The 23,231-nt window shown below is 68.8% G+C and carries 23 protein-coding genes and 1 tRNA gene; 14 read left to right on the top strand and 10 right to left on the bottom strand.

The features are described 5' to 3' along the window. Positions 1-9 precede the first annotated feature (9 nt). Positions 10-780: a 3-hydroxybutyrate dehydrogenase gene (locus V4F39_RS18720; RefSeq protein WP_332291312.1), complete on the bottom strand. Its 771-nt coding sequence runs from the start codon at positions 778-780 to the stop codon at positions 10-12. A 69-nt stretch (positions 781-849) separates the two neighbouring features. On the opposite strand from V4F39_RS18720, the gene V4F39_RS18715 reads away from it, so the two are divergent. The 9 genes from V4F39_RS18715 to V4F39_RS18675 all read left to right on the top strand — a co-directional run bounded on the left by V4F39_RS18715 (position 850) and on the right by V4F39_RS18675 (position 11,919). Further along, positions 850-1,719, top strand: a complete 870-nt coding sequence (locus V4F39_RS18715) for an alpha/beta fold hydrolase (protein WP_332291310.1) — start codon at positions 850-852, stop codon at positions 1,717-1,719. After that, positions 1,716-4,010, top strand: a complete 2,295-nt coding sequence (locus V4F39_RS18710) for a RelA/SpoT family protein (protein WP_378234994.1) — start codon at positions 1,716-1,718, stop codon at positions 4,008-4,010. The genes V4F39_RS18715 and V4F39_RS18710 overlap by 4 nt, the downstream gene beginning before the upstream one ends. 121 nt (positions 4,011-4,131) lie before the next feature. Beyond that, entirely contained in the window at positions 4,132-6,453 is a 2,322-nt protein-coding gene (locus V4F39_RS18705; RefSeq protein ID WP_332291309.1) for a protein kinase domain-containing protein, read from the top strand. Continuing rightward, positions 6,450-7,580: an alpha/beta fold hydrolase gene (locus V4F39_RS18700; RefSeq protein WP_332291308.1), complete on the top strand. Its 1,131-nt coding sequence runs from the start codon at positions 6,450-6,452 to the stop codon at positions 7,578-7,580. Before V4F39_RS18705 ends, V4F39_RS18700 begins: the two co-directional genes overlap by 4 nt. A gap of 31 nt (positions 7,581-7,611) precedes the next feature. Beyond that, a tRNA-Val gene (locus tag V4F39_RS18695) sits at positions 7,612-7,688 on the top strand. Between the two features lie 276 nt (positions 7,689-7,964). Beyond that, positions 7,965-8,615 (top strand): DUF6134 family protein, encoded by a 651-nt coding sequence (locus tag V4F39_RS18690; RefSeq protein ID WP_332291307.1) that lies wholly within the window; start codon positions 7,965-7,967, stop codon positions 8,613-8,615. Positions 8,616-8,710: 95 nt separating this feature from the next. Then, on the top strand, positions 8,711-9,268 hold the full coding sequence (phaR, locus tag V4F39_RS18685) for a polyhydroxyalkanoate synthesis repressor PhaR (RefSeq protein WP_332291306.1): 558 nt from the start codon (positions 8,711-8,713) through the stop codon (positions 9,266-9,268). Between the two features lie 49 nt (positions 9,269-9,317). After that, on the top strand, positions 9,318-10,715 hold the full coding sequence (rimO, locus tag V4F39_RS18680; RefSeq protein ID WP_332291305.1) for a 30S ribosomal protein S12 methylthiotransferase RimO: 1,398 nt from the start codon (positions 9,318-9,320) through the stop codon (positions 10,713-10,715). Between the two features lie 13 nt (positions 10,716-10,728). Then, positions 10,729-11,919, top strand: a complete 1,191-nt coding sequence (locus V4F39_RS18675) for a PLP-dependent transferase (protein WP_332291304.1) — start codon at positions 10,729-10,731, stop codon at positions 11,917-11,919. 31 nt (positions 11,920-11,950) lie between these two features. On the opposite strand, the gene smpB is transcribed toward V4F39_RS18675, so the two are convergent. After that, positions 11,951-12,421: an SsrA-binding protein SmpB gene (smpB, locus tag V4F39_RS18670; protein WP_332291303.1), complete on the bottom strand. Its 471-nt coding sequence runs from the start codon at positions 12,419-12,421 to the stop codon at positions 11,951-11,953. Positions 12,422-12,452: 31 nt separating this feature from the next. Between smpB and V4F39_RS18665 the strand changes: the two genes are divergently transcribed. Next, on the top strand, positions 12,453-12,899 hold the full coding sequence (locus V4F39_RS18665) for a type II toxin-antitoxin system RatA family toxin (protein ID WP_332291302.1): 447 nt from the start codon (positions 12,453-12,455) through the stop codon (positions 12,897-12,899). Positions 12,900-12,914: 15 nt separating this feature from the next. Beyond that, positions 12,915-13,193, top strand: coding sequence for an RnfH family protein (locus tag V4F39_RS18660; protein WP_332291301.1), 279 nt, complete (start codon positions 12,915-12,917; stop codon positions 13,191-13,193). A gap of 30 nt (positions 13,194-13,223) precedes the next feature. Here V4F39_RS18660 and V4F39_RS18655 read toward each other — a convergent pair whose 3' ends face one another. Next, positions 13,224-13,727: a DUF4124 domain-containing protein gene (locus V4F39_RS18655; RefSeq protein WP_332291299.1), complete on the bottom strand. Its 504-nt coding sequence runs from the start codon at positions 13,725-13,727 to the stop codon at positions 13,224-13,226. Between the two features lie 117 nt (positions 13,728-13,844). Here V4F39_RS18655 and guaB point away from each other — a divergent pair, with 117 nt between their 5' ends. The 3 genes from guaB to guaA are packed head-to-tail and all read left to right on the top strand — an operon-like array spanning position 13,845 to position 18,226. Then, positions 13,845-15,311, top strand: coding sequence for an IMP dehydrogenase (guaB, locus tag V4F39_RS18650; RefSeq protein ID WP_332291298.1), 1,467 nt, complete (start codon positions 13,845-13,847; stop codon positions 15,309-15,311). Positions 15,312-15,313: 2 nt separating this feature from the next. Then, positions 15,314-16,609, top strand: a complete 1,296-nt coding sequence (locus V4F39_RS18645; RefSeq protein WP_332291297.1) for an MFS transporter — start codon at positions 15,314-15,316, stop codon at positions 16,607-16,609. A gap of 12 nt (positions 16,610-16,621) precedes the next feature. Beyond that, positions 16,622-18,226, top strand: coding sequence for a glutamine-hydrolyzing GMP synthase (guaA, locus tag V4F39_RS18640; protein WP_332291295.1), 1,605 nt, complete (start codon positions 16,622-16,624; stop codon positions 18,224-18,226). A gap of 221 nt (positions 18,227-18,447) precedes the next feature. Here the strand turns inward: guaA and V4F39_RS18635 are convergent, their stop codons facing one another. The 7 genes from V4F39_RS18635 to V4F39_RS18605 all read right to left on the bottom strand — a co-directional run bounded on the left by V4F39_RS18635 (position 18,448) and on the right by V4F39_RS18605 (position 23,204). Beyond that, positions 18,448-18,612 carry a hypothetical protein gene (locus V4F39_RS18635; protein WP_332291293.1) on the bottom strand — a complete coding sequence of 55 codons (165 nt, stop codon included), beginning with the start codon at positions 18,610-18,612 and terminating at the stop codon, positions 18,448-18,450. 339 nt (positions 18,613-18,951) lie between these two features. Beyond that, positions 18,952-19,194 carry a DUF2188 domain-containing protein gene (locus V4F39_RS18630; protein WP_332291291.1) on the bottom strand — a complete coding sequence of 81 codons (243 nt, stop codon included), beginning with the start codon at positions 19,192-19,194 and terminating at the stop codon, positions 18,952-18,954. 84 nt (positions 19,195-19,278) lie between these two features. Further along, a complete protein-coding gene (locus V4F39_RS18625; RefSeq protein WP_332291290.1) occupies positions 19,279-20,361 on the bottom strand; it encodes a hypothetical protein in 1,083 nt (360 codons plus the stop codon). A gap of 67 nt (positions 20,362-20,428) precedes the next feature. Further along, complete coding sequence (locus V4F39_RS18620) at positions 20,429-20,920, bottom strand: DUF6088 family protein (RefSeq protein WP_332291289.1); 492 nt, start codon at positions 20,918-20,920, stop codon at positions 20,429-20,431. A gap of 223 nt (positions 20,921-21,143) precedes the next feature. Next, on the bottom strand, positions 21,144-21,569 hold the full coding sequence (locus V4F39_RS18615) for a very short patch repair endonuclease (protein WP_332291288.1): 426 nt from the start codon (positions 21,567-21,569) through the stop codon (positions 21,144-21,146). Positions 21,570-21,585: 16 nt separating this feature from the next. Continuing rightward, the gene (locus V4F39_RS18610; RefSeq protein ID WP_332291287.1) at positions 21,586-22,368 is read right to left on the bottom strand and encodes a DUF6339 family protein; all 783 of its coding nucleotides are present in this window, start codon (positions 22,366-22,368) and stop codon (positions 21,586-21,588) included. Between the two features lie 2 nt (positions 22,369-22,370). Further along, the gene (locus tag V4F39_RS18605; RefSeq protein ID WP_332291285.1) at positions 22,371-23,204 is read right to left on the bottom strand and encodes a hypothetical protein; all 834 of its coding nucleotides are present in this window, start codon (positions 23,202-23,204) and stop codon (positions 22,371-22,373) included. Positions 23,205-23,231: the final 27 nt, after the last annotated feature.

The raw sequence follows: 23,231 nt of genomic DNA, 5'->3' as shown, positions 1-23,231 counted from the left end.
GAAGCCGGCTTACTGCGCGGCCCAGCCGCCGTCGACGTTGATGGCGGCGCCGCGCAGGTTGTCGGCGGCGGGCGAGCACATGAAGACCGCCAGGTCGCCGAGTTGCTCGGGCGTGGTGAACTGCAGCGACGGCTGCTTCTCGCCGAGCAGGTCGCGCTTGGCGGCCTCGACGCTGATGCCCTCGCGCGCGGCGCGGTCGTCGATCTGCTTCTGCACCAGTGGCGTGAGCACCCAGCCCGGGCAGATGGCGTTGGCGGTGACGCCGGTGGTGGCCGTCTCGAGCGCCAGCGCCTTCGTGAAGCCCAGGATGCCGTGCTTGCTGGCGACGTAGGCCGACTTCTGCGCCGAGGCCACCAGGCCGTGCGTGGACGCCACGTTGATCACGCGGCCCCAGTTGCGCGCCTTCATGCCCGGCAGCGCGTGGCGCGTGGTGTGGAAGGCCGAGGTGAGGTTGATCGCGATGATGGCGTCCCACTTCTCGGGCGGGAAGTCTTCCACGTTGGCCACGTGCTGGATGCCGGCGTTGTTGACCAGGATGTCGAGCGAACCGAACTCGGCCTCGGTGGCCTTGACCAGCGCCTCGATCTCGGCGGGCTTGCTCATGTCGGCGCCGCTGTAGCCGCACTTCACGCCCAGGGCCTCGACCTGCGCCTTCGGCCCGGCATGGTCGCCGAAGCCGTTGAGCATGACGTTGGCGCCCTGCGCCGCGAGGCGCAGCGCGATGCCCAGGCCGATACCGCTGGTGGAACCCGTGACGAGGGCGGTCTTTCCTTTGAGCATGAAGTTCTCCGTGAAGGGGTTGCTACGATGCATTATCAAATGACCTCATCGAGCCTGCGTGGCGTCCACATGACACCCACACCCCGCCTCCACCACGTGCAATGTCTGTACGGCAAGGGCCTGCATCGCATGGCGTATTGGGAGTGGGGCGACCCCGCCAATCCGCGCGTGCTGGTGTGCGTGCACGGCCTCACGCGGCAGGGCCGCGACTTCGACACGCTGGCCGTGGCGATGTCGCAGGAGTACCGCGTGGTGTGCCCCGACGTCGCCGGCCGGGGCCAGTCGGACTGGCTGCCCGATCCTTCGGGCTACGCCGTGCCGGCTTACGTGGCCGACATGGTCACGCTGCTGGCCAGGCTGGATGCGCAGACGGTCGACTGGGTCGGCACGTCGATGGGCGGGCTGATCGGCATGGGCCTCGCGGCGCTCGACGGCTCGCCGCTGCGGCGCCTGGTGCTCAACGACATCGGCCCGGCGATCGGCTTCGAGGGGCTGTCGCGCATCGGCACCTATGTGGGGCAGCCTGCGCACTGGGCGACCGAGGAGGAGGCCGCGGCGGCGCTGCGCCTGCTGTCGCCGGGCTTCGGGCCGCACACCGATGCACAGTGGCTGGCGCTGTCGCGACCGCAGCTCAGGCCCGATGGCGACGGATTCAAGCCGCACTACGACCCGGCCATCGGGCTGGGCTTCCGGAACCTGACGCCCGAGCTCGCCCTCGCCGGGGAAGCCGTGCTGTGGGCCACGTACGACCGCATCACCTGCCCGACGCTGCTGCTGCGCGGCGCGCAGAGCGACCTCGTCTCGGCGCAGGCCGCCCACGCCATGGGCCAGCGCGGGCCGCGGGCCCGCCTCGTGGAGTTCGAGGGCGTGGGCCATGCGCCGATGCTCGTGCAGCCCGAGCAGGTGCGGGCCGTGCGCGATTTCCTGCTGGCGCCGTGAAGAGCCACGCCCCGGACATCCCCGCCGACGCCGCCGCCACCATCGTCCGGCTGGCCGACGTGCCGGCCGAGCCCCTGCCGGGCACGCCGCCCGGCGCCACGCCCGTGCCGCCATCGGCCGGCGATGCCGATCCCGCCGGCCAGGCCGCGCTCGCGCGGGCCCGGGCCTTCGCCGATCCGCTGCTCGGCGGCGAGCGCCTGGACACCGGCGAGGACGCGCTCGGCCATGCCGACGGCGTCGCGGCGATCCTGCACGACATCGGTGCCTCGCCGGCGATGCAGGCCGCGGCCTACCTCGTCTATGCGGCCGACTACCTGCAGCGGCCGGAAGAGGTCGTGGCCAAGTCGTTCGGCAGCTCCTATGCGAGCCTGATGCTGCACACGCTGAAGCTCGTGCAGATCCAGCGTGCGGCGCGCGAGGCGCGCGTCGGCCCCGCCGACCGCGCCGTGCAGACCGAGCGTGTGCGCAAGATGCTGCTCGCCTTCTCGCGCGACCTGCGCGTGGTGCTGCTGCGGCTGGCGTCGCGGCTGCAGACGATGCGCTGGTACGCGGCCTCCCGCACGCCGTGCCCCGAGGCGATGGCGCTGGAGACGCAGCAGGTCTTCGCGCCGCTGGCCAACCGGCTGGGCATCTGGCAGATCAAGTGGGAGCTGGAAGACCTGTCGTTCCGCTTCCTGCAGCCGGACGAGTACAAGCGCATGGCGCGCCTGCTCGACGAGAAGCGCGTCGAGCGCGAGGCGGCGGTGGAGGCTTTTCGCCGCCAGCTGGCGGCACAGTTCGCTGAGGCGGGCCTGCCGGCCGAGGTGCAGGGCCGGCCCAAGCACCTCTACAGCATCTGGAAGAAGATGCACGGCAAGGGCCTCGACTTCGCGCGGGTGTTCGACGTCCGTGCGATGCGGGTGATCGTCGACGACGTGCCGGCCTGCTATGCGGCGCTGGCCCACGTGCAGCAGCGCTACAGCGTCGTGCCCGGCGAGTTCGACGACTACATCGCCAAGCCCAAGCCCAACGGCTACCAGTCGCTGCACACCGTCGTGCTCGACGACGACGGCCGCACGGTCGAGGTGCAGATACGCACCCGGGCGATGCACGAGCATGCCGAGTACGGCGTTGCCGCGCACTGGGCCTACAAGGAGGCGGGCGCGAAGGGCTATGCGGGCGTGAGCGCCTCAGGCGCCGACGAGGAGCGCATCGCCGAGGCGCGGCGCTCGGTGCTGCGCCAGCTGCTGGCCTGGGAGCGCGACTTCGCCGAGCGCGCCACGGCAGACGAGCGGCATGACGACCGCATCTACGTCTTCACGCCGCAGGCCGCGGTGATCGAGCTGCCCGCGGGCGCGACGCCGGTGGACTTCGCCTACACGTTGCACACCGACCTCGGCCACCGCTGCCGCGGGGCCAAGGTCGACGGCGCGATGGTGCCGCTGAACACGCCGCTGGCCAACGGGCAGACCGTCGAGGTCACGGCGATCAAGGAGGGCGGGCCGTCGCTGGACTGGCTCAATCCCGACCTGGGCTACCTGGCGAGTTCGCGGGCCAAGACGAAGGTGCGGGCGTGGTTCAACGCGCTGGCGCAGTCGCAGACCATCGCCAAGGGCCGCGAGCTGGTCGAGAAGCTGCTGCAGCGCGAGGGCCGCACCGCCATCAAGCTCGACGACCTTGCCGCGCGCCTGGGCTTCCGCGGTGCCGACGCGCTGTTCGAGGTGGTGGGCAAGGACGAGTATTCGCTGCGCAACATCGAGCAGTTGCTGCGGCCGCCGGCCGAGGCCCCGACCGCGGACGACGTGATCGCGCTGCGCCGCTCGAAGGGCGACGGCGCGGCGCCCCGTGGCGGCGTGCTCGTCGTCGGCGTCGACTCGCTGCTGACCAACCTCGCGCGCTGCTGCCGGCCCGCGCCGCCCGACGCCATCGGCGGCTTCGTCACCCGCGGCAAGGGTGTCGCGGTGCACCGCGTCGACTGCACGAACTTCCGCCACATGCGCGAGCGCCAGCCGGAGCGCGTGATCCCGGTTGCCTGGGGCACGCCGCAGGGCGGCAAGGGCGGCGAGGCGCTCTACCCGGTCGACGTGCTGGTGGAGGCCGGCGACCGGCCCGCGCTGCTGCGCGACATCTCCGAGGTGTTCGCCAAGGAGAAGATGAACGTGACCGGCGTGTACACGCAGACGGTCAAGCATGTGCGGGGCGGCACCGCCTGGATGACCTTCACCGTGGAGGTCAGCGACGCGGCCCGCCTGGCCGCGGTGCTGGCACAGGTGGCGCACGTGCCGGGCGTGCGGCAGGCGCGGCGCAAGTAGCGTCCTCGCGCACGTGGCGGGCCGCAATTGCAGCGGCTTTGCCGGCCTGATCGGCGCTTTCCGCTTCCCGGGCCTGGTGACACTCCGTGCTGTCCTGCAGTACAGGGGAGGGGGACGCGCCATGGGCGCCAACGATCGGTTCGATGCGCCGCGTGGCGAGGATCCCGACGCCACGGTGATCGTGCCGGCGCGTGGGCTGCCGCATCCGGCAGCCGATGACGACGCCACCGTCGTGCAGTCCACCGTGGGCCGCCCGCCGCCGCATCCCCGGCCCGCGCACAGCGTCGCGCTGCCGCCTCGGTTCCGGCTGCTGGAGTACCGCATCGACCGCGTGCTGGGGCAGGGCGGCTTCGGCATCACCTACCTGGCCACCGACGTGCACCTGAATGCCAAGGTGGCGATCAAGGAGTACCTGCCCGAGTCCATCGCCTTCCGCACCTCGGATGCCTCGGTCTCCGCGCAATCCAGCCGGCACCGCGACCGCTACCGCAGCGGGCTGGAGAACTTCCTGGTCGAGGCGCGCACGCTGGCCTCGTTCAGGCACCCGAACATCGTGCGCGTGGCGCGCTTCTTCGAGGCGCACCGCACCGCCTACATGGTGCTGGAGTACGAACGCGGCCAGCCGCTCAAGACCTGGTGGCCGGCGCACCCGCGCACCACCGAGGCCGAGCTGGTGCGCCTGCTGCAGCCGCTGCTCGACGGCATCGCGGTGATGCATGCGGCGGGCTTCCTGCACCGCGACATCAAGCCCGACAACATCCAGGTGCGCGCCGAGGACGGCAGCCTGGTGCTGCTCGACTTCGGCTCGGCGCAGCAGGCGGCCGATGCCGTCCAGCCCGCCGACATCGTCGTCACGCCCGGCTTCGCTCCGATCGAGCAGTACGGCGAGGGCACCCAGGGGCCCTGGACCGACATCCATGCGCTCGGCGCCACGTTGTACTGGATGGTGGCCGGCCGCAAGCCGCCGGATGCGGATGCCCGCATCGGCGGCGCCGACCCAATGCCGCCGGCCAGCGAGGTCGGCGCCGGCCGCTTCGGCGCGCCTTTCCTGGCGGCGATCGACTGGGCGCTGCGGCCCGAGGCGGCCCAGCGGCCGCAAGACATCGCCGAATGGCAGCGTGCGCTGTTCACCGGGCATGCCGGCAGCCTGGGGCTGCACGAGGCCCTGCAGGCCGGCGACGCCGAGGCGCAGGGCGGCCGCACGCGGCGGCGCCGGACACGGCTGCGCGATGCGCTGCGCACGCTGTTCGTGCCGGCCGCCTGGCCGCTGGCCGCGAAGATGACACTGGCGATGGTGCTGACCGCCTTGCTGCCGATGGGCATCACCGGCTACTACAACCTGCGCGGCAGCCTGGCCGCCGTGGCGCAGGCGGAGCTGCAGAACCTCGAGCAGCTGGCCCACAGCACGGCGGGCCGGCTGGCCCAGCTCATCGGCGACAGCCGCAAGCTCGCACGGGTGCTGGGCACGGACAGCGACTTCGCGCTGTACCTGCAGCAACCGGACGGTGCGGCGCTGCCGGCGCTGCGCGACAAGCTGCAGGCCGTGGTGCGGGCCAACCCCGACATCCATCTCATCATGGTGATGGACACCGCGGGGGTCGCCCGCGTGTCGAGCGACCCGGAGGTGATGGGCCGCAACTTCGCGTTCCGCGACTACTTCAAGGCGGCGATCGGCGGGCGCGAGCACGTCACCGGCATCGTCGTCGGCGCGGTCGCGGGGCAGGCGGGCATGTTCTACGCGCAACCGGTGGCCGGCGCCGACGGCCACATCATCGGTTGCGTGGTGCTGCGCCTGCGGGCCGCGTCGTTCTCCTCGATCCTCGACGACGTGCCCGGAGGCACCGGCCGCACGCCTTTCCTCATCGATGGCGACGGCGTGCTGATCCACCACCCGCGCGAAGACCTGCTGTACCGCAGCCTGGCACCGCTGCCACCGGCACGTGCCGAGGCGATCCGCGCCGACCAGCGCTTCCGCCGCGACAGCATCCGCAGCCTCGACATGCCTGACCTGGCAGCCGCCATGGTGGGTGCGCGCCAGCAGGGCTACATCGACTACCGCTCGACCGTCTCCGGCGCGAGCGAGATCGCCGGCTTCGCGCCCGTCGCGGGGCACGACTGGGTCGTGGGCGTCACCGAATCGCGCACACGTTTCGAGGCGCCGCTGGCCCAGCTCTACACGCACCTGCTGTGGAGCGGCCTGCTGGTGGGCCTGCTGTTCACCGGGCTCGCGCTGCGCTTCGCGCGCAGCATCGTCCGCCCGCTCCAGGCGCTGACCCGCGCGGCCGATGCGCTGAAGCAGGGCGAGCTCGACCGCGTGCAGATCACCGCCACCGGCCGTGACGAGATCGGCCAGCTGCAGCGCACCTTCCAGGTGATGGTCGACGTGCTGCGCCAGCGCGAGCGGGAGCACCGGCGCAGCCGGCCGGCGGGGGAGCGAGGATGATCCCTTTCGATCCGGCGGCGCAGGCGTTGCGGGTGGCGCTGGCCCGCCGGCACGACGATCCGGCCGTCGAAGCCGCGCGCGAGCGGTGGGCGGCGTACGACGCGCACGCCGAGCACCTGACGGGACGGTTCGCGGGCTTGTACGCCGTGCGCAGCTTCGCGTACGTGCAGCCCGTGCACCTGCAACGCGGCGTGCCGGCGCGCCTGCGCAAGCCCTACGCCACCCGCGTCTCGTACACCGACTGGGGGCCGGAGGACGCGCCGCTGCTCATCTGCGGCGGCGGCGTGGTCAACAGCGCGATGCGCTTCGCCTTCCTGGCGGCCGACCTGCGCGGCAGCCACCGCGTGATCTGCATGGACTGGCTCGGCCGCGGCCGCTCGGGCTGGCTGGCCGACGAGCGCGAATACACGCGTGCGACCTACGTCGAACAGCTCAAGCAACTGGTGGCGCACCTCGGCGAAGCGGCGCGCAGGCCCTTCACGCTGCTGGGCTCGTCGATGGGCGGCACGGTGGCGATCGACTACGCGGCCAGGCACCCGGCGCGGGTGGGCCGGCTGGTGCTGAACGACGTGGGCCCGTTCATCCCACGGGCGCGGCGGCGGCGGCGGGCGGAGACGCTGGCGCGGTTCTACGTCTTCCCGACGCCGGACGACCTCACGCGACGCGTCGGTGCCTCGCAGAAGCACGACGGGCCGGTCAGCGACGACATCCGCCGCTTCGTCGCCTACCACCAGACACGCTGGTCCGACGACAACGCCGGCCGGGTCTACCGCCACGACGTGCGGGCGCTGCACGCCTACCGCGACGAAGCGAAGACCAGCCTGTCGCAGTGGGATGCTTGGGCGCGCATCCGCTGCCCGGTGCTGGTGCTGCACGGCATGCAGTCCGATGCGCTGTCGCAGCGCACCCTCGACCGGATGCGCCGCGGCCATGCGCTCACCGTGGCCCACATCCCCGACACCGGCCACACCCCGGTGCTGGCCGACCGCCACCAGACTGCCTGCATCGCCGACTGGCTGCGGGGCGAGGGCGCTGCGGCCGAGTTCAGCGTGCCCCACGCCGCGGTCCGAGGGGACGGCGACACCAACGATTCGATCGCTTCTTTCTCAGAAAATTTGCGCTCCTAAGAAAAAGCCTGCTATAGTCACAGGCTTCCCCAGGCGCGTAGCTCAGCTGGTTAGAGCACCACCTTGACATGGTGGGGGTCGTTGGTTCGAGTCCAATCGCGCCTACCAACACAGAAAGCCGGCAAGTTCTGAAAAGAGCTTGCCGGCTTTTCCGTTTGGGCCCATGCCGGGCCTGGTGCGCCGCTGTCGGCATCGTCCGACAGACAAGCGCCGCGGCGCCGATATGCTGTGCCGTTTGCCAGCGCGCAGGGCGTGGAGCCTGCGCACCACAGCCCGCGTCGTGAGGCACCGACCATGTCAGCATCGTCACCCCCGAGATTCGCCCCGGTGCGCAGCGGCCGAGGCCGGCATCTGGCGGCCGCGCTGGCAGGCGCTTCATTGGCCATGGCCATCATCGGCCCCGCGGCGGCCAACCTGCCGGCGCGAGACGCGAGCAAGGCCGCTGCCGGCAAGGCACCGCAAGCCGCCGCGCCGATGGATTGGCGATTCGACGTGCTGCTCGACGGCAAGCCAGTCGGCCAGCATCGCTTCACGGTGACATCGCAGGGCCAGGAGCGCCGTGTCAACAGCACCGCCAGCTTCGACGTGAAGTGGCTGGGCTTCACCGTCTACCGCTACCGCCACGAGGCCCGCGAGCGCTGGCAGGGCGACTGCCTGGCCGAGTTGCAGGCCCGCACCGATGCCAACGGCCGCGAAACGAGCGTGTCGGCCCGGCTGGAAGGCGGGGCACTGCAGGTGGAGGCGCAAGGTGCCACTCAGGCGCTGCCCCCGTGCACGATGACGTTCGCCTACTGGAGCCCCGCGCTGCGCCGCCAGTCGCTGCTGCTCAATCCGCAGACGGGCCGCGACGAGGCAGTGCAGATGGTCCCGGTGGGCACCGGGCTGGTCGACGTGCGGGGTGCCGCGGTGCAGGCGGAACACTGGCGGCTCACCGGTGCCGAATCGCCCATCGACCTCTGGTATGCCGCCGACGGCGAGTGGCTGGCGCTGGACGCGATGGTGCAGGGCCGGCGGCTGAGCTACCGCCTGCGGTGATTGCTGCACCGCCGCGGGAAAACCCCCCGCGGTCCTCGTGGGGCCGACTTCTAGAATCGGCCGGGTACCTTTCATCCCGATCAGGAGTTTTCTGCATGGCTTCTTCCCGCCGCGGCGTGACCGCGGAAGCTGCAAGCGCCGGCGTGGCCGGCGAAGGGCCGCGCGTACTCAAGAAATACCCCAATCGCCGCCTCTACGACACCCAGACCAGCAGCTACATCACGCTCGCGGATGTGAAGCAGATGGTGCTGGCCGCGGAGGCCTTCGAAGTGCGCGACGCCAAGACCGGCGAGGACCTCACGCGCAGCATCCTGCTGCAGATCATCCTCGAGGAGGAGAGCGGCGGCGTGCCGATGTTCTCCGAGCAGATGCTGGCGCAGATCATCCGGTTCTACGGCCATGCCATGCAGGGGATGATGGGGGCCTACCTCGAAAAGAACCTGCAGACCTTCGTCGAGCTGCAGAAGCGCATGGCCGGCCCGGCCACCTTCACGCCGGAGATGTGGACGCAGTTCCTGAGCGGGCAGGCGCCCGGCATGCAGGGCCTGATGGGTACCTACCTCGAACAGTCGAAGAACCTGTTCACGCAGATGCAGGAGCAGATGGCCAAGCAGGCCGAGACGCTGTTCCCGGGCTTCCCGCCAAAACGCTGACACGCCCCTGCGCAGGTCCGGCGGCCCGGCGATGCGGGACAATCCGCGGATGACCGACCCCGTTTCCACCGCCACGCCCCCTGCCACGGCGGCCGCTCCCAAGATCGGCTTCGTCTCGCTGGGCTGCCCCAAGGCACTCACCGACTCCGAGCTGATCCTCACCCAGCTGCGTGCCGAGGGCTACGACACCAGCAAGACCTTTGCCGGCGCCGACCTCGTCATCGTCAACACCTGCGGCTTCATCGACGACGCCGTCAAGGAGAGCCTCGACACCATCGGCGAGGCGCTGGCGGACAACGGCAAGGTGATCGTCACCGGCTGCCTGGGCGCCAAGGCCGGCGCGGGCGGCGGCAACCTCGTGCGCGAGGTGCACCCGAAGGTGCTGGCGGTCACCGGCCCGCACGCCACGCAGGAGGTGATGGACGCGGTGCACGTGCATGTGCCCAAGCCGCACGATCCCTTCGTCGACCTGGTGCCCCCGCAGGGCATCAAGCTCACGCCGAGGCACTACGCCTACCTGAAGATCAGCGAGGGCTGCAACCACCGCTGCACGTTCTGCATCATCCCCAGCATGCGAGGCGACCTCGTCTCGCGCCCGGTGGGCGACGTGCTGGGCGAGGCGAAGGCGCTGTTCGAGGCGGGGGTGAAGGAACTGCTGGTGGTCAGCCAGGACACCAGCGCCTACGGCGTCGACGTGAAGTACCGCACTGGCTTCTGGGACGGCAAGCCGGTCAAGACCCGCATGCTCGACCTGTGCGAGAAGCTCGGCGAACTGGCGGCGCAGCACGGCGCCTGGGTGCGGCTGCACTACGTCTATCCGTACCCCCACGTCGACGAGGTGCTGCCGCTGATGGCGGCGGGCCGCATCCTGCCGTACCTCGACGTGCCGTTCCAGCACTCGCACCCCGATGTGCTCAAGCGCATGAAGCGCCCGGCCAGCGGCGAGCGCAACCTGGAGCGCATCGCGCGCTGGCGCGAGATCTGCCCCGAGCTGGTGGTGCGCAGCACCTTCATCGCCGGGTTTCCGGGCGAGACCGAGGCCGAGTTCGAGCACCTGCTGCAGTTCGTGCAGGAGGCCGGCATCGACCGTGCGGGCTGCTTCGCCTATTCGCCGGTGGAGGGCGCCACCGCCAACACGCTGGCCGATCCGGTGCCCGATGCGCTGCGCGAGGAGCGCCGCTCGCGCTTCATGGCGGTGGCCGAGCGGGTGTCGATCGAGCGGCTGCAGCGCCGCGTCGGCGCCACGATGCAGGTGCTGGTCGACCATGCGCCGGCGCTCGGCCGCAAGGGCGGTACGGGCCGCAGCTATGCCGATGCACCCGAGATCGACGGCACGGTGCGCCTGCTGCCGCCGCAGAAGGCGTCCAAGACACTGAAGGTCGGCGAGTTCACCAAGGCCCGCATCATCGCGGCCGAGGGCCATGACCTGATCGCCATGCCGGTCTGAGGCGGTCGACACCATGAGCGAGCAAGACGACTCCATCACCTGCCGTTCCACGGGCCTCATCCACCATCCCTACCGGCCCCCGGCCGCATTCGAGGCACCCACGCAGGGCGTCTTCAAGGCGTCGACCGTGTACTTCGCCGACACCGCGGCGATGCGCAGCAGCCGCTGGATCGACAAGTCGGCCTACACCTATGGGCTGCACGGCACGCCGACGACCTTCGTGCTCGAGGAGCGCCTGGCCACGCTGGAGGGCGGCCGGCACGCCATCCTCGCGCCCAGCGGGCTGGCGGCGATCACCCTGGTCGACATCGCACTGTTGAAGTCGGGTGACCACCTGCTGCTGCCCGACAATGCCTACGGCCCGGGCCGCCGCTTCGCGAAGGAAGACCTGTCGCGCTGGGGCATCACCCACGGCATCTACGACCCGATGGATGCCGCGTCGCTCGCCGCGGCCCTCACGCCGGCGACGCGGCTGGTGTGGCTGGAGGCGCCGGGCTCGGTGACGCTGGAGTTCCCCGACCTGCCGGCCCTGGTGCGCACGGTGCGCGAGCAGGCGCCGCAGGCGGTCATCGCGATGGACAACACCTGGGGTGCCGGCCTGGCGTTCGATGCGTTTGCGCTCGGCGTCGACCTGACCGTGCATGCGCTGACCAAATACCCGTCCGGCGGCGGCGACGTGCTGATGGGCTCGGTGGTCTCGCGCGACGATGCGCTGCACCACCGCCTGGCCTGGGCGCACAGCCGGCTCGGGTTCGGCGTGGGCCTCAACGACGTCGAGGCGATCCTGCGGTCACTGCCCTCGCTGCCGCTGCGCTACGCCGCGCAGGACGCCGCCGGGCGGCGCTTCGCGCAATGGTGCGGCACGCGCGGCGAGTTCGCGCGGGTGCTGCACCCGGCCATGCCCGGCTCGCCGGGGCATGCACATTGGGCGGCGCTGTGCAAGGCGGCCGCGGGGCTGGTGACGGTGGAGTTCGACCCGCGCTACAGCGCGAAGCAGGTCGATGCGTTCGTCGATGCGCTGGAGCGCTTCCGCATCGGCTGGTCGTGGGGCGGGCCGGTGAGCCTGGCCGTGCCGTACCAGGCCGCCGAGATGCGCGGCCTGCCGACGCCGTACCGCGGCACGCTGGTGCGCTTCTGCCTGGGGCTGGAGGCGGTGGACGACCTGATCGCCGACGCGACGCAGGCCTTGCGGGCGCTGGGCTGAGGCGCCGCAGCGGCCCAGCGGGGCGGGGTCGTCAGTCCTTGGCGGGCTTGGAGGACACCTTGTGCCGCATGAGGCGGCCCTTCTCGCGCTCCCAGTCGCGCTTCTTCTCGGTGTTGCGCTTGTCGTGTTCGGCCTTGCCCTTGGCCAGCGCGATCTCCGCCTTCACGCGCCCGCCCTTGTAGTGCAGGTTGAGCGGCACCAGCGTGAAGCCGCGCTGCTCGACCTTGCCCACCAGCCGCTTGATCTCCTCCTTCTTCATCAGCAGCTTCTTCGTGCGGTCCGCTTCGGGGTGCACGTGGGTGCTGGCGGTGCGCAGGGCATTGATGCGGCAGCCAATGAGGAAGAGCTCGCCGTCGCGTATCAGCACGTAGCCGTCGGTGAGTTGCACCTGCCCGGCCCGCACGGCCTTGACTTCCCAGCCTTCCAGCACGATGCCTGCCTCGTAGTGTTCCTCGAGGTGGTATTCGAATCGGGCGCGGCGGTTCTCGGCGATGTTGCTCATCAGGGAGGCTTCTCTACAATCCTTGCATTCTATGAAGCACGTGAAAAAGTCGGTCCTGCTGTGGTACTCGCCGCAGGAGATGTACGAGCTTGTGGTGGCGGTGGCGGACTACCCGAAGTTCCTGCCGTGGTGCGAGCGGGCCGAGGTGCTCGCGAGCGACGACACGAGCATGACGGCCCGCCTGCACCTCAGGTATTTGGGGGTGCGCCACGCATTCACAACACGCAACGTGCATGTGCCCGGCGAGTCGGTCGAGATGCAGCTGGTGGACGGGCCGTTCTCGTCGCTGGAGGGCCTGTGGCTGTTCAAGCCGCTGGCGCAGGCGCAGGGCACTGCGTGCAAGGTGGAGTTCGACATTCGCTATGCCTTCAGCAGCCGCACGCTCGAACTCGCGGTGAGCCCGATGTTCGACCGCATCACCAACACCTTCGTCGACAGCTTCGTCAAGCGTGCCGAAGCGGTGTACGGCGGCCGCTGAGCCCGGCACCTGCCGATGCGCATCGAGCTGGCCTACAGCCCGGCGGCCGACGTGGTCGACCGCATCGCGCTCGACCTGCCGCAGGGCGCCACGGTGCGGCAGGCGCTGGAGCGCAGCGGGTTCGCACAGCGCCACGGGCTGGTGATCGAGGACGCCCGGATCGGCGTATGGGGGCGGCCGGCCACGCTGGCGCAGCCCCTGCGCGACCGTGACCGGGTGGAGGTCTACAGGCCCCTGCAGGTCGATCCGAAGGAAGCGCGCAGGCTGCGCTATCGGGGCAACCGCGTCCGCTGACGGCGCGGCGCCCGGCTCAGCGGGGCCGTGTCAGCGGCACTCCGACGCGGCCACGTCGCGGGCGCGCTGCGTCTCCGCGGCACGGGCCTGGTCGTCGAGGATCTCGCGCTCGCCCTTTTCGTTGATGCGCGCGATGCGCATGCCGCTTTCGAGCTGGCGCAGGGCATCGCGGGCACGGTTGCAGTTCTCGATGCGCTGGGCCGCCTGGCGCGCCTCCTCGGTCTTGCGCTGTGCCGCCTGCTCCTGCTCGGCGCGCTGGCGGCGCGCTTCGAGTTCGGGGTCGACCCGCTGCCTGGGCTCGGGCCGGGCATCGCTGGCCACGGCCGACGGCGCAGGCGCTGCGGCGGCTGCACGCGGCGGATTGCCCGGCGTGGGCCGCTGGAGGATGTTCTTGTCGGGGATGTCGCGCGGCGGCGGCAGGTCGCTGGCGTGGACCTGGTTCCTGTTGTCCTTCCACACCCATTGGGCATGGGCCGCCGGACTGCTCAACGCCAACAGCAGGCCGGCAATCGCGAACAGGGAGCAGCTGTGCATGGCGCTCTGGGCGGAAGCCGTGAAACGGATAACCGCGCAGTGTAGCGGCCCGATCCGGTGCGCGGCGGAAATGCGCCGGGCTTCCCTATAATCGCGCTTTGCGACTGGAGCTTTCTCATGCGCCTTCTTGGCAAAGCCCTCACCTTCGACGACGTGTTGTTGGTGCCAGCGTTCTCCCAGGTGTTGCCGCGCGACACCAGCCTCTCGACCCGCCTCACCCGCCACATCACGCTGAACCTGCCGCTCGTTTCCGCGGCGATGGACACCGTGACGGAAGCCCGCCTGGCCATCGCGCTGGCGCAGGAAGGCGGCATCGGCATCGTGCACAAGAACCTCACCGCCAAGCAGCAGGCGGCCGAGGTGGCCCGGGTGAAGCGCTACGAGTCCGGTGTGGTGCGAGACCCCATCACCATTGGCCCCGACACCACCGTACGCGAAGTGATCGCACTGTCCGAGCAGCACGGCGTATCGGGTTTCCCGGTCGTCGAGGGCAAGACGGTCATCGGCATCGTGACCAACCGGGACCTGCGCTTCGAGACCCGCATGGACCTGCCGGTGCGGCAGATCATGACGCCGCGCGAACGTCTCGTCACGGTCAAGGAAGGCGCCTCGCTCGCCGAAGCCAAGGCGCTGATGCACCAGCACAAGCTGGAGCGCGTGGTCGTCGTCGCCGACAACTTCGAGTTGCGCGGCCTGATGACGGTCAAGGACATCACCAAGCAGACCACCTTCCCCAACGCCGCGCGCGACGCGCAAGGCAAGCTGCGCGTGGGTGCCGCGGTGGGGGTGGGCGAGGGCACTGAAGAGCGTGTCGACCTGCTGGTCAAGGCCGGCGTCGACGTGCTGGTGGTCGACACCGCGCACGGCCACAGCGCCGGCGTGATCGACCGCGTGCGTTGGGTCAAGAAGCACTATCCGCAGGTCGACGTGATCGGCGGCAACATCGCCACCGGCACCGCCGCGCTGGCGCTGGTCGAGGCCGGCGCCGATGCGGTCAAGGTCGGCATCGGCCCGGGCTCGATCTGCACCACGCGCATCGTCACCGGCGTGGGCGTGCCGCAGATCTTTGCGATCGACCAGGTCGCCAAGGCGCTCAAGGGCACGGGCGTGCCGCTGATCGCCGACGGCGGCGTGCGCTTCTCCGGCGACCTGGCCAAGGCCATCGCCGCGGGCGCCGACACGGTGATGATGGGCGGCGCCTTCGCCGGCACCGAGGAGGCGCCGGGCGAGGTCATCCTCTACCAGGGCCGCAGCTACAAGAGCTACCGCGGCATGGGCTCCATCGGCGCGATGCAGCAGGGCTCGGCCGACCGCTACTTCCAGGAAGGCGGCAACAACCCCAACACCGCCAAGCTCGTGCCGGAAGGCATCGAAGGCCAGGTGCCCTACAAGGGCTCGGTGGTCGGCATCATCTTCCAGATGGCCGGCGGCCTGCGCGCCTCGATGCACTACTGCGGCTGCAGCACCATCGAGGAGATGCAGACCAAGGCGGAGTTCGTCGAGATCAGCACCGCCGGCATCCGCGAGAGCCACGTGCACGACGTGCAGATCACCAAGGAAGCGCCGAACTACCGCGCGGAGTGACCATGGCGACCGACGCGCGCGAGCCGGGCACGCCGGCCGGCGGGCCGAAGGCTTCGCGTCGCGCTGCGGCCATGCCCTTCATCCTGATCACGGTGCTGATCGACATGGTGTCGATCGGCCTGATCATCCCCGTGCTTGCGCCGCTGGTCGGCACCTTCACGGGCAGCCAGGCCGACCAGGCCTTCTGGTTCGGCGCGGTGTCGTTCGCCTTCGGCATCGCCAACTTCTTCGGTGCGCCGGTGCTGGGCGCGCTGTCCGACCGCTTCGGCCGCCGGCCCGTGCTGCTGCTGGGCTTCAGCGGGCTGGCGCTGAGCTTCTTCGTCACCGGCCTCGCCAATGCGCTGTGGATGCTGATCGCGGTGCGGCTGGTCAGCGGGGCGCTGCAGGCCAACGCGGCGGTGGCCAACGCCTACGTGGCCGACATCACGCCGCCCGAGGACCGCGCGCGCCGCTTCGGCCTGCTGGGGGCGATGTTCGGCGTCGGGTTCATCCTGGGGCCGGTGATGGGCGGCCTGCTGGGCGCGATCGACCTGCACCTGCCGTTCTACGTCGCCGGCTCGCTGGCCGTGTGCAACTGGCTCTACGGCTTCTTCGTGCTGCCCGAGTCGCTGCCGCCCGAACGGCGCAGCGCCTTCGAGTGGCGCAAGGCCAACCCGGTCGGTGCGCTGCGCGGGCTGTCACAGCTCGAAGGGGTCGGCCTGCTCGTGGCGGCGATGCCCTTTGCGCTGCTCGCGCAATTGATGCTGCATGCCACCTGGGTGCTCTACACCGACTTCAAGTTCGGCTGGGGCCCGCGGGAGAACGGCTGGTCGCTCTTCGCCATCGGCATGATGATGGCCATCGTGCAGGGCGGCCTGATGCGGGTGCTGCTCAAGCGCTTCTCGCCGCAGCGGCTGGCACTGGCCGGCATGGTGTCCTCCGCGCTGTGCTACATCGGCTGGGGCGCCGCCACCGAGGGCTGGATGATGTACCTCTTCATCATCGTGAACGTGGCCGGCTATGCGGTCACCGCGGCGATCCAGAGCATCGTCTCCAACGCCGCGGGCGCCGACATGCAGGGCAAGGCCATGGGCGCGATGGCCTCCATCAACAGCATCATGGCCGTGGCCGCGCCCGTCATCGGCGCGGCGATGCTCGGCTTCGTCTCCCACCTTCCACGGGGCGACTGGCGCATCGGCGCCCCGTTCTACTTCTGCGCGCTGCTGCAGGCCATCGCCACGCTGCTGGCCTGGCGGCACTTCGCGCGCCGGCCCGCCGCCCCCGTGGGCGCCCCGCGGCGCGCCGACGTCCACCCCTGAATGGTCCATGCCATGCACGACAAGATCCTCATCCTCGACTTCGGCTCCCAGGTCACCCAGCTCATCGCGCGCCGCGTGCGCGAAGCCCACGTCTACTGCGAGATCCACCCCAACGACGTCAGCGACGATTTCATCCGTGCGTTCGCGCCCAAGGGCGTGATCCTCTCCGGCAGCCATGCCAGCACCTATGAGGACCACCAGCTGCGGGCGCCGCAGGCCGTGTGGGACCTGGGTGTGCCGGTGCTCGGCATCTGCTACGGCATGCAGACGATGGCCGTGCAGCTCGGCGGCGCGGTGCAGTGGAGCGACCACCGCGAGTTCGGCTACGCCGAGGTGCGCGCGCACGGCCACACGAAGCTGCTCGAGGGTATCCAGGACTTCGGCACGCCCGAAGGCCACGGCATGCTCAAGGTGTGGATGAGCCACGGCGACAAGGTGACCACGCTGCCGCCCGGCTTCAAGCTGATGGCCAGCACGCCGAGCTGCCCGATCGCCGGCATGGCCGACGAGGCGCGCGGCTACTACGCCGTGCAGTTCCACCCGGAGGTCACGCACACGCTGCAGGGCAAGGCGATGCTCGAGCGCTTCGTGCTGCAGGTCGCCAAGGCGCAGCCCGACTGGGTCATGCGCGACCACATCGCCGAAGCCGTCGCGAAGATCCGCGAGCAGGTGGGCGACGAGGAAGTGATCCTCGGCCTGTCGGGCGGTGTCGATTCGAGCGTGGCCGCCGCGCTGATCCACCGTGCCATCGGCGACCAGCTCACTTGCGTGTTCGTCGACCACGGCCTGCTGCGCCTCGACGAAGGCAAGATGGTGATGGAGATGTTCGCTGGCAAGCTGCACGCGCGTGTCATCCACGTCGATGCGAGCGCGCAGTTCCTCGGCCAGCTCGCCGGCGTCAGCGATCCGGAGCAGAAGCGCAAGATCATCGGCCGCGAGTTCGTCGAGGTCTTCAAGGCCGAGGCGGCCAAGCTGAAGGCGGGTGGCGCCGGCCACAAGGGCGCGACCTTCCTGGCCCAGGGCACCATCTACCCCGACGTGATCGAGTCGGGTGGCGCCAAGACCAAGAAGGCCGTCACCATCAAGAGCCACCACAACGTGGGCGGCCTGCCCGAGCAGCTCGGCCTGAAGCTGCTGGAGCCGCTGCGCGACCTGTTCAAGGACGAGGTGCGCGAGCTGGGCGTGGCGCTCGGCCTGCCGCCCGAGATGGTGTACCGCCACCCGTTCCCCGGCCCAGGCCTGGGCGTGCGCATCCTCGGCGAGGTGAAGAAGGAATACGCCGACCTGCTGCGCCGCGCCGACGCCATCTTCATCGACGAACTGCGGGCGTGGAAGGACGAGGCCACCGGCAAGAGCTGGTACGACCTCACCAGCCAGGCTTTCACCGTCTTCCTGCCGGTGAAGAGCGTGGGCGTGATGGGCGACGGCCGCACCTACGACTACGTCGTCGCGCTGCGTGCCGTGCAGACCAGCGACTTCATGACCGCTGACTGGGCCGAGCTGCCCTACGGCCTGCTGAAGAAGGTGTCGGGCCGCATCATCAACGAGGTGCGCGGCATCAACCGGGTGACCTACGACGTGAGCAGCAAGCCGCCGGCGACGATCGAGTGGGAATAGTCAGCATAGGTTCCGAGGCTATCCGCGACTATCGAGAATCGAATATAAGCCGTTGATTTATAAAGATTAATCTCTCGGAGTCTATCGACATTATTCGCTGGCAAGCGGACCGATTTGACGGTAGATCTGACGGTAGGCAGATTGCAGCCTGGCGCGCTAGAATTTCTACCGTCAGCCCTCCGACTGGTCTTGACGGTAAAAAATCCTCAAGAAGCTAGGATTCATGCGGGGTTCCGGAGGGTTATCTGGGTGCCGCGCAGCTGGCCTGCCAGCACGCGCAGCGCCGCCTGCAGCACCTCGCCGGCATCGGCTGGCCGGTAGCTGCCCGCAACGTCGCGAACGAGCAGGGAGGAATCGAAGAAAGAGGAAGAAGACAGCTGCGACATGATCGGCTCCGGTTCGGAATCGGGCGGGATTGCCCGGAACCGGCCCCTCACGCCGCAGCGCAAGCGGTCAGGGGTCGAAGGCGCAGCCGACAGACGGCTGCCAGGACGCCAGCGTGCAGCGCACGCGCAGCCTTTGACGGCAAGAACGGCGTGATAGGTTGAAAGGGCACAGCAAGACCGCCCCATCGCAGACCACCGCACCCCGGCAAGCGCACCGCGCAGCGGCATCGCCGCGAAGGCGTCAGGGATCAAAGCCGGATGGTCGGGATTCGGCACGAAGCCCGGGGCGCAGCCCGCGAGCCCGGCGGCGAAGCCGAGACGCTCAATCAGATGGTTCGATCAACCGGGTGAACGCTTCGGATCTGCAGAGCGGGGATACGTGCGCTCCTGCTGAATGGTGCCGTCCTGCTTGCGAATCTGCACCGAGCCGCCGCCCGTTCCGACCGCCTTCTGAAGAACGCCGCCCTGCAATGCATCGGCCTTGGCATCAAACGTCTGGACCACTTGTTTCGCCCCGTTCTTCAGCTGCCACTCGTCTTGCTTCTTGTCGTACCCCAATGTGAATTTCGGCAGTGTGGCCATATCGAACCCTTTCTGAGAAGAAGACTCCACAGGCCTGCTCGGAACCGGGCACGCGGCGCAGGCCACACAGCGCGCACCTCAATTTCACTCGCTCGAAAGCTGCTCTGCAGCCTGATCCGGCTGCGCGTCGGTTGCGGCCAATGACCTGATGCCCGAATGCACGAACGCAACCGCCTCGCGGATCGCTGCCAGCATGGTTTCAATCTCTGCGGCAGTAATCCGCACCTCGCGGCCATGCCGCTCTGCAGCCTGCGCGCGCTCCAGATACTTGCGGTCAACGACGCCGAGGTTGTGTGCTATCGGGTGCCGCTTCTCGAAGGCTGCCGCAAGGATCGTCCAGGGTCCCGTCTCTGGAAAAGGAATGGAGAAAAGATCAGCAAGCTGCTGCCGTGTGCGACCAATGTTCTGGAAGGCGTTTCCCAGCTTCGACACCCGCTGATCGGCATCCTCAGCCGAAATGCCGCGCTCTTTCAGGCCAACGCGGGCCAGGGCTCGCATTGCCGCCTCGAAGAGCGAAACGCCGTCCTCGACACAGTTCTCCAGGTCCTTTGCGGCGACGCGCCTTCCAAGCAGTTCACGTCGGCGCTGGACGTCGTCGAGCATCCGACGCACAACCGCAATCTCAGCATCCACATGCTCGACGAATATGTCGGCCCCGCAGTCCGCGCACCACACAGCCAAGCCGAAAACGGTTTGGTCCAGCGTGCAGTGCGGACAAACAACGTCGCGCCGCACCTCGTCCTCGAATGGGCGGCGGACGTGCGGCAACGGCGACTCCTTCAAGCTCATTTCAAAGGAGATCAGCCCGCCGCCGAACTTTCTCCGGCCGTTCGTGCCCAGCCCCAACGCATCCTTGATGACGCCGTTGACGTTCTTCTGCACCTCTCGCATCACCAGGTCTTTCGCGTAGCGCTGCTGCTCTCGCGTGGCGAAGTCGTTGGGCTCGGCCGCGCAGCGGCAGCAGGGGCAGTAGGCTCGGCCGTGGTGATTCGTGATGCCTGTACCCGGGGTGACTTTGAAGTACCCCGGTGAACACTGCTGGTCCGGACACTCCCGCGCGATGCGGCCGTCGGCATCCTTCGGAACAGCGATGCTCATTTTGTAACGGTCGCCGCCCAAGTCGCGAACACCAAGTTCACCGCCAGGCCGAAAGAGCTTGCGAGTCATCGCGAATTCTCCAAACGCATCAGAGCGTTGGACTGTGATTATATCCAGCTGAGAGGTCGCATACCGATCACAAGGATTGGCGTCCGACGATATTCACTGCACAGTAAATATCCGGCGTCCGCCGAATATTGCGGGTTTGGTCAGGCGCGAAGCGCTTCTTCGCTGATCGCCTGCGCCATCCATAAAGGCAGGGCGGCGCGCCCACAAACCAAGCCCGCCATTCCTTCAAAGGAAGCGTCCGTCGCAGCTTCTTCAAAGATGGGGCGGCATGGGCAGGACCCATCCACGCCAAGGCTCGAACTGCAGCGCCGGCCGCACCGGACCCCAACGAGAACATCCAGACCGGGGCGTGCTTGATCACGACTTCGGCGCGACCGAGCTTGAGCACCCGGGTGCGCCCCGTGGTCACGTATACCTCTCGGATGGGGACCTGCTGTGTCAGGCCCAGCGCATTTGCCGCGCTGCCGCCGTGAGGCGCCACCATTTCCCCGGCTTGGGCGGCCAGGGCTTGCACGACCTTCTCGGCCGATGGCATTCGCACGCCGAAGCGGCTCGACACCGCCGCGACGTATGTTCCCCGCGCCACGCGTGCCAGCTTTCCATCGCGCGTGAGCCTTCAGAGTGCTCGGTACAGGACGGAGGGGTTGCCCAGGTGCGCGAACTCTTTCGGCGAAAGTACCGCACCCTCCGGGCAGGATGCAGCATGCAGCATGCTGCATGCAGGAGGATCGCCTCAGTAGGTTGAACGCGGCGAGCATGATTGTTGGCAAGAACGCGCAAGCTCACGACTGACTCGCCTTCCGCAGCTGTGCTACTTTCCTTTCGATGCGTGCAATGCAGCGCTGCAGGCTCTTCTCGACCTCGTGCTCCCAGATGCGCATCACCGCCCAGCCTTCGGCCCGCAGTGCCGCTGCATGCCTGCGGTCCCGAGCCATGTTTCCGGCGATCTTTTCCCGCCAATAGGGGGCAAGTTTTCCGCCCCGGCGCTCGAATTCCCAGCCGTGCCAAAAGTCGCCGTCCACGAAGACCGCAAGTTTGATTTTCGTGAAGACGATGTCGGGCTTGCCCGCAAGCCACGCAGCATTGACGCGGAAGCGGTATCCGCGTCTATGGAGCTCCCGGCGAACCGCAAGCTCGACTTTGGTGTCCCGGCCGCGAATGCGGGACATGGTCATGCTCCGCTGCTCGATCGTCATGTTGTCGGCCATGGCGGTGAGCCTGCAGCTAGGGCGGCGAGTTGTGGCGGGGCAGCGAATCCGCCACCTGCTCGAAGACGGTGTGAACGTGGCGGTCAACTTCACTCGCATCGATTGACTCGAACGATACGAATGAGGACAGCCGTAGAAGGCGTTTTTGCGCCTCCCGGATCAACTGTCGCCGGGTGAGGTCGGAGTAGGTTTGCGAGGCAGCGAGAAGTCCGGCTGCGACGGCGCCGGGCAGGCCTTGTATCCCCGCCAGCGACGGGCGCTCCATTAACTGCACCAGCTCATCCTCTCCCAGGGCGCGCAGAAGTTCCTCCAGAAGGCCGCCCTCGGGCACATGAGGCGAAAGGTGAAAGGCCCGCCACCAAAGACGCTGAAAGACGTTGCGGCGGCCTGAAACGAATCGCTCAAGCGGAGTCGCAGACCCTCCGGTTCCGCCGAACCGCCAGCGAACCACGTCCGGCAGGAGAACGCAGGACAAGAACTCCCACACGCCGCCCTTCGCCGCCTCGGCGGGCGCGATTTGCATTTGTTCGGCAAGCACGACCGCCGCTGCTGCGTCGAAGTCGGCGGCCTGCTGTTGATCCGGAGAATCGGGGTAGCCTTGGGCCGCCGCCAGCTCCAGGACATCGCTGCGCAGTTTGGTCAGCGCCGCTGGTGCAGCCCGCACTCCGCCCGTCGGCGTGTACACGCATGCAGCGTGCTCAACAGCCGACGCAGCGGCAAGGGCTTGAACAGATGCCGAGCGGGCAGTGCCGACGATCTCAAGTGCAACATGATGGGGGAGCTGAGGGAACAGAAACACTCTCAGCTCCAAAACAGTCGCAGCCGGGCCTGCAGGTCCGTGTTGAAGTAGTCCGGCCGCTGGCCTGCCGCGGCCGCCAAGCCCGCAGCCCCGTCGCCTGGAAACAGCATTTGGATCATCGCGTAGATGATCCTGCCGCAACTGCCCTCAGCGTAGTCGCCGTCGCGTTCAACGAAATCCTCGTTGGCCAGTGCACCCAGAACCAGCGCCCGGGCGGTGTCAAAGTAGATCGCCGAGCGGATTGCGGATGCCTCGGCGCTGGGGGCCTCGCCTGAGACCGCATGCACTACTCGCGGATGCGCTGCGTTGACGAACAAGCGCACGGAGCCGAGAAAGGGCTGATCCAGCGCACACACGTTCCAAGACAGCCGCCAGCCGGCCTCTGGATTTGCCCAAAAGCCCCTGCTGAAGTCGGTGACCTCAATCGGAAAGAGGGAGTGGGGCGTGTCCAGCTGAATCGTCTGCCGCTCCTGCAGCAGGACTGCACCCGCGTGCCGTGGAGAAAGCGGGGCGGGGGAGGCCGGGCGTGAGGCAGCCAAGACCGCAGTGTCAATGTGCAGCGACGTGGAGATGTCGGTGCCGGCGATGGCGCCTGTCAGTTCAACGATGCACACGCCGTCTTCTTCGGATACAGGAGTGCTGGTCAATCTGCGGCGCAGCATCGTGCCTGGGCTTGACCAGCTCGCTGCGGCCAGCAGCGGCGCGTCGCTGGCCAGGCCGCAGTCGGCGCGGATTCCTGCGGCGTCGATGATGACTTCTCTGCGCAGTCGAAGGATCGAGCCGTAGTCCAGGCCAGGCAGCGCGAGGGGAAGGGGCGCAGCCGCGTCTGCGGACAACAGTTCCCATCTTCCAGCGGTCAGCCT

It is taken from the genome of Aquincola agrisoli (genome assembly GCF_036621135.1).
Taxonomy (GTDB): domain Bacteria; phylum Pseudomonadota; class Gammaproteobacteria; order Burkholderiales; family Burkholderiaceae_C; genus Aquincola; species Aquincola agrisoli.
The sequence above is the reverse complement of the archived record's forward strand: the minus strand, read 5'-3'. Positions and strand labels throughout refer to the sequence as shown.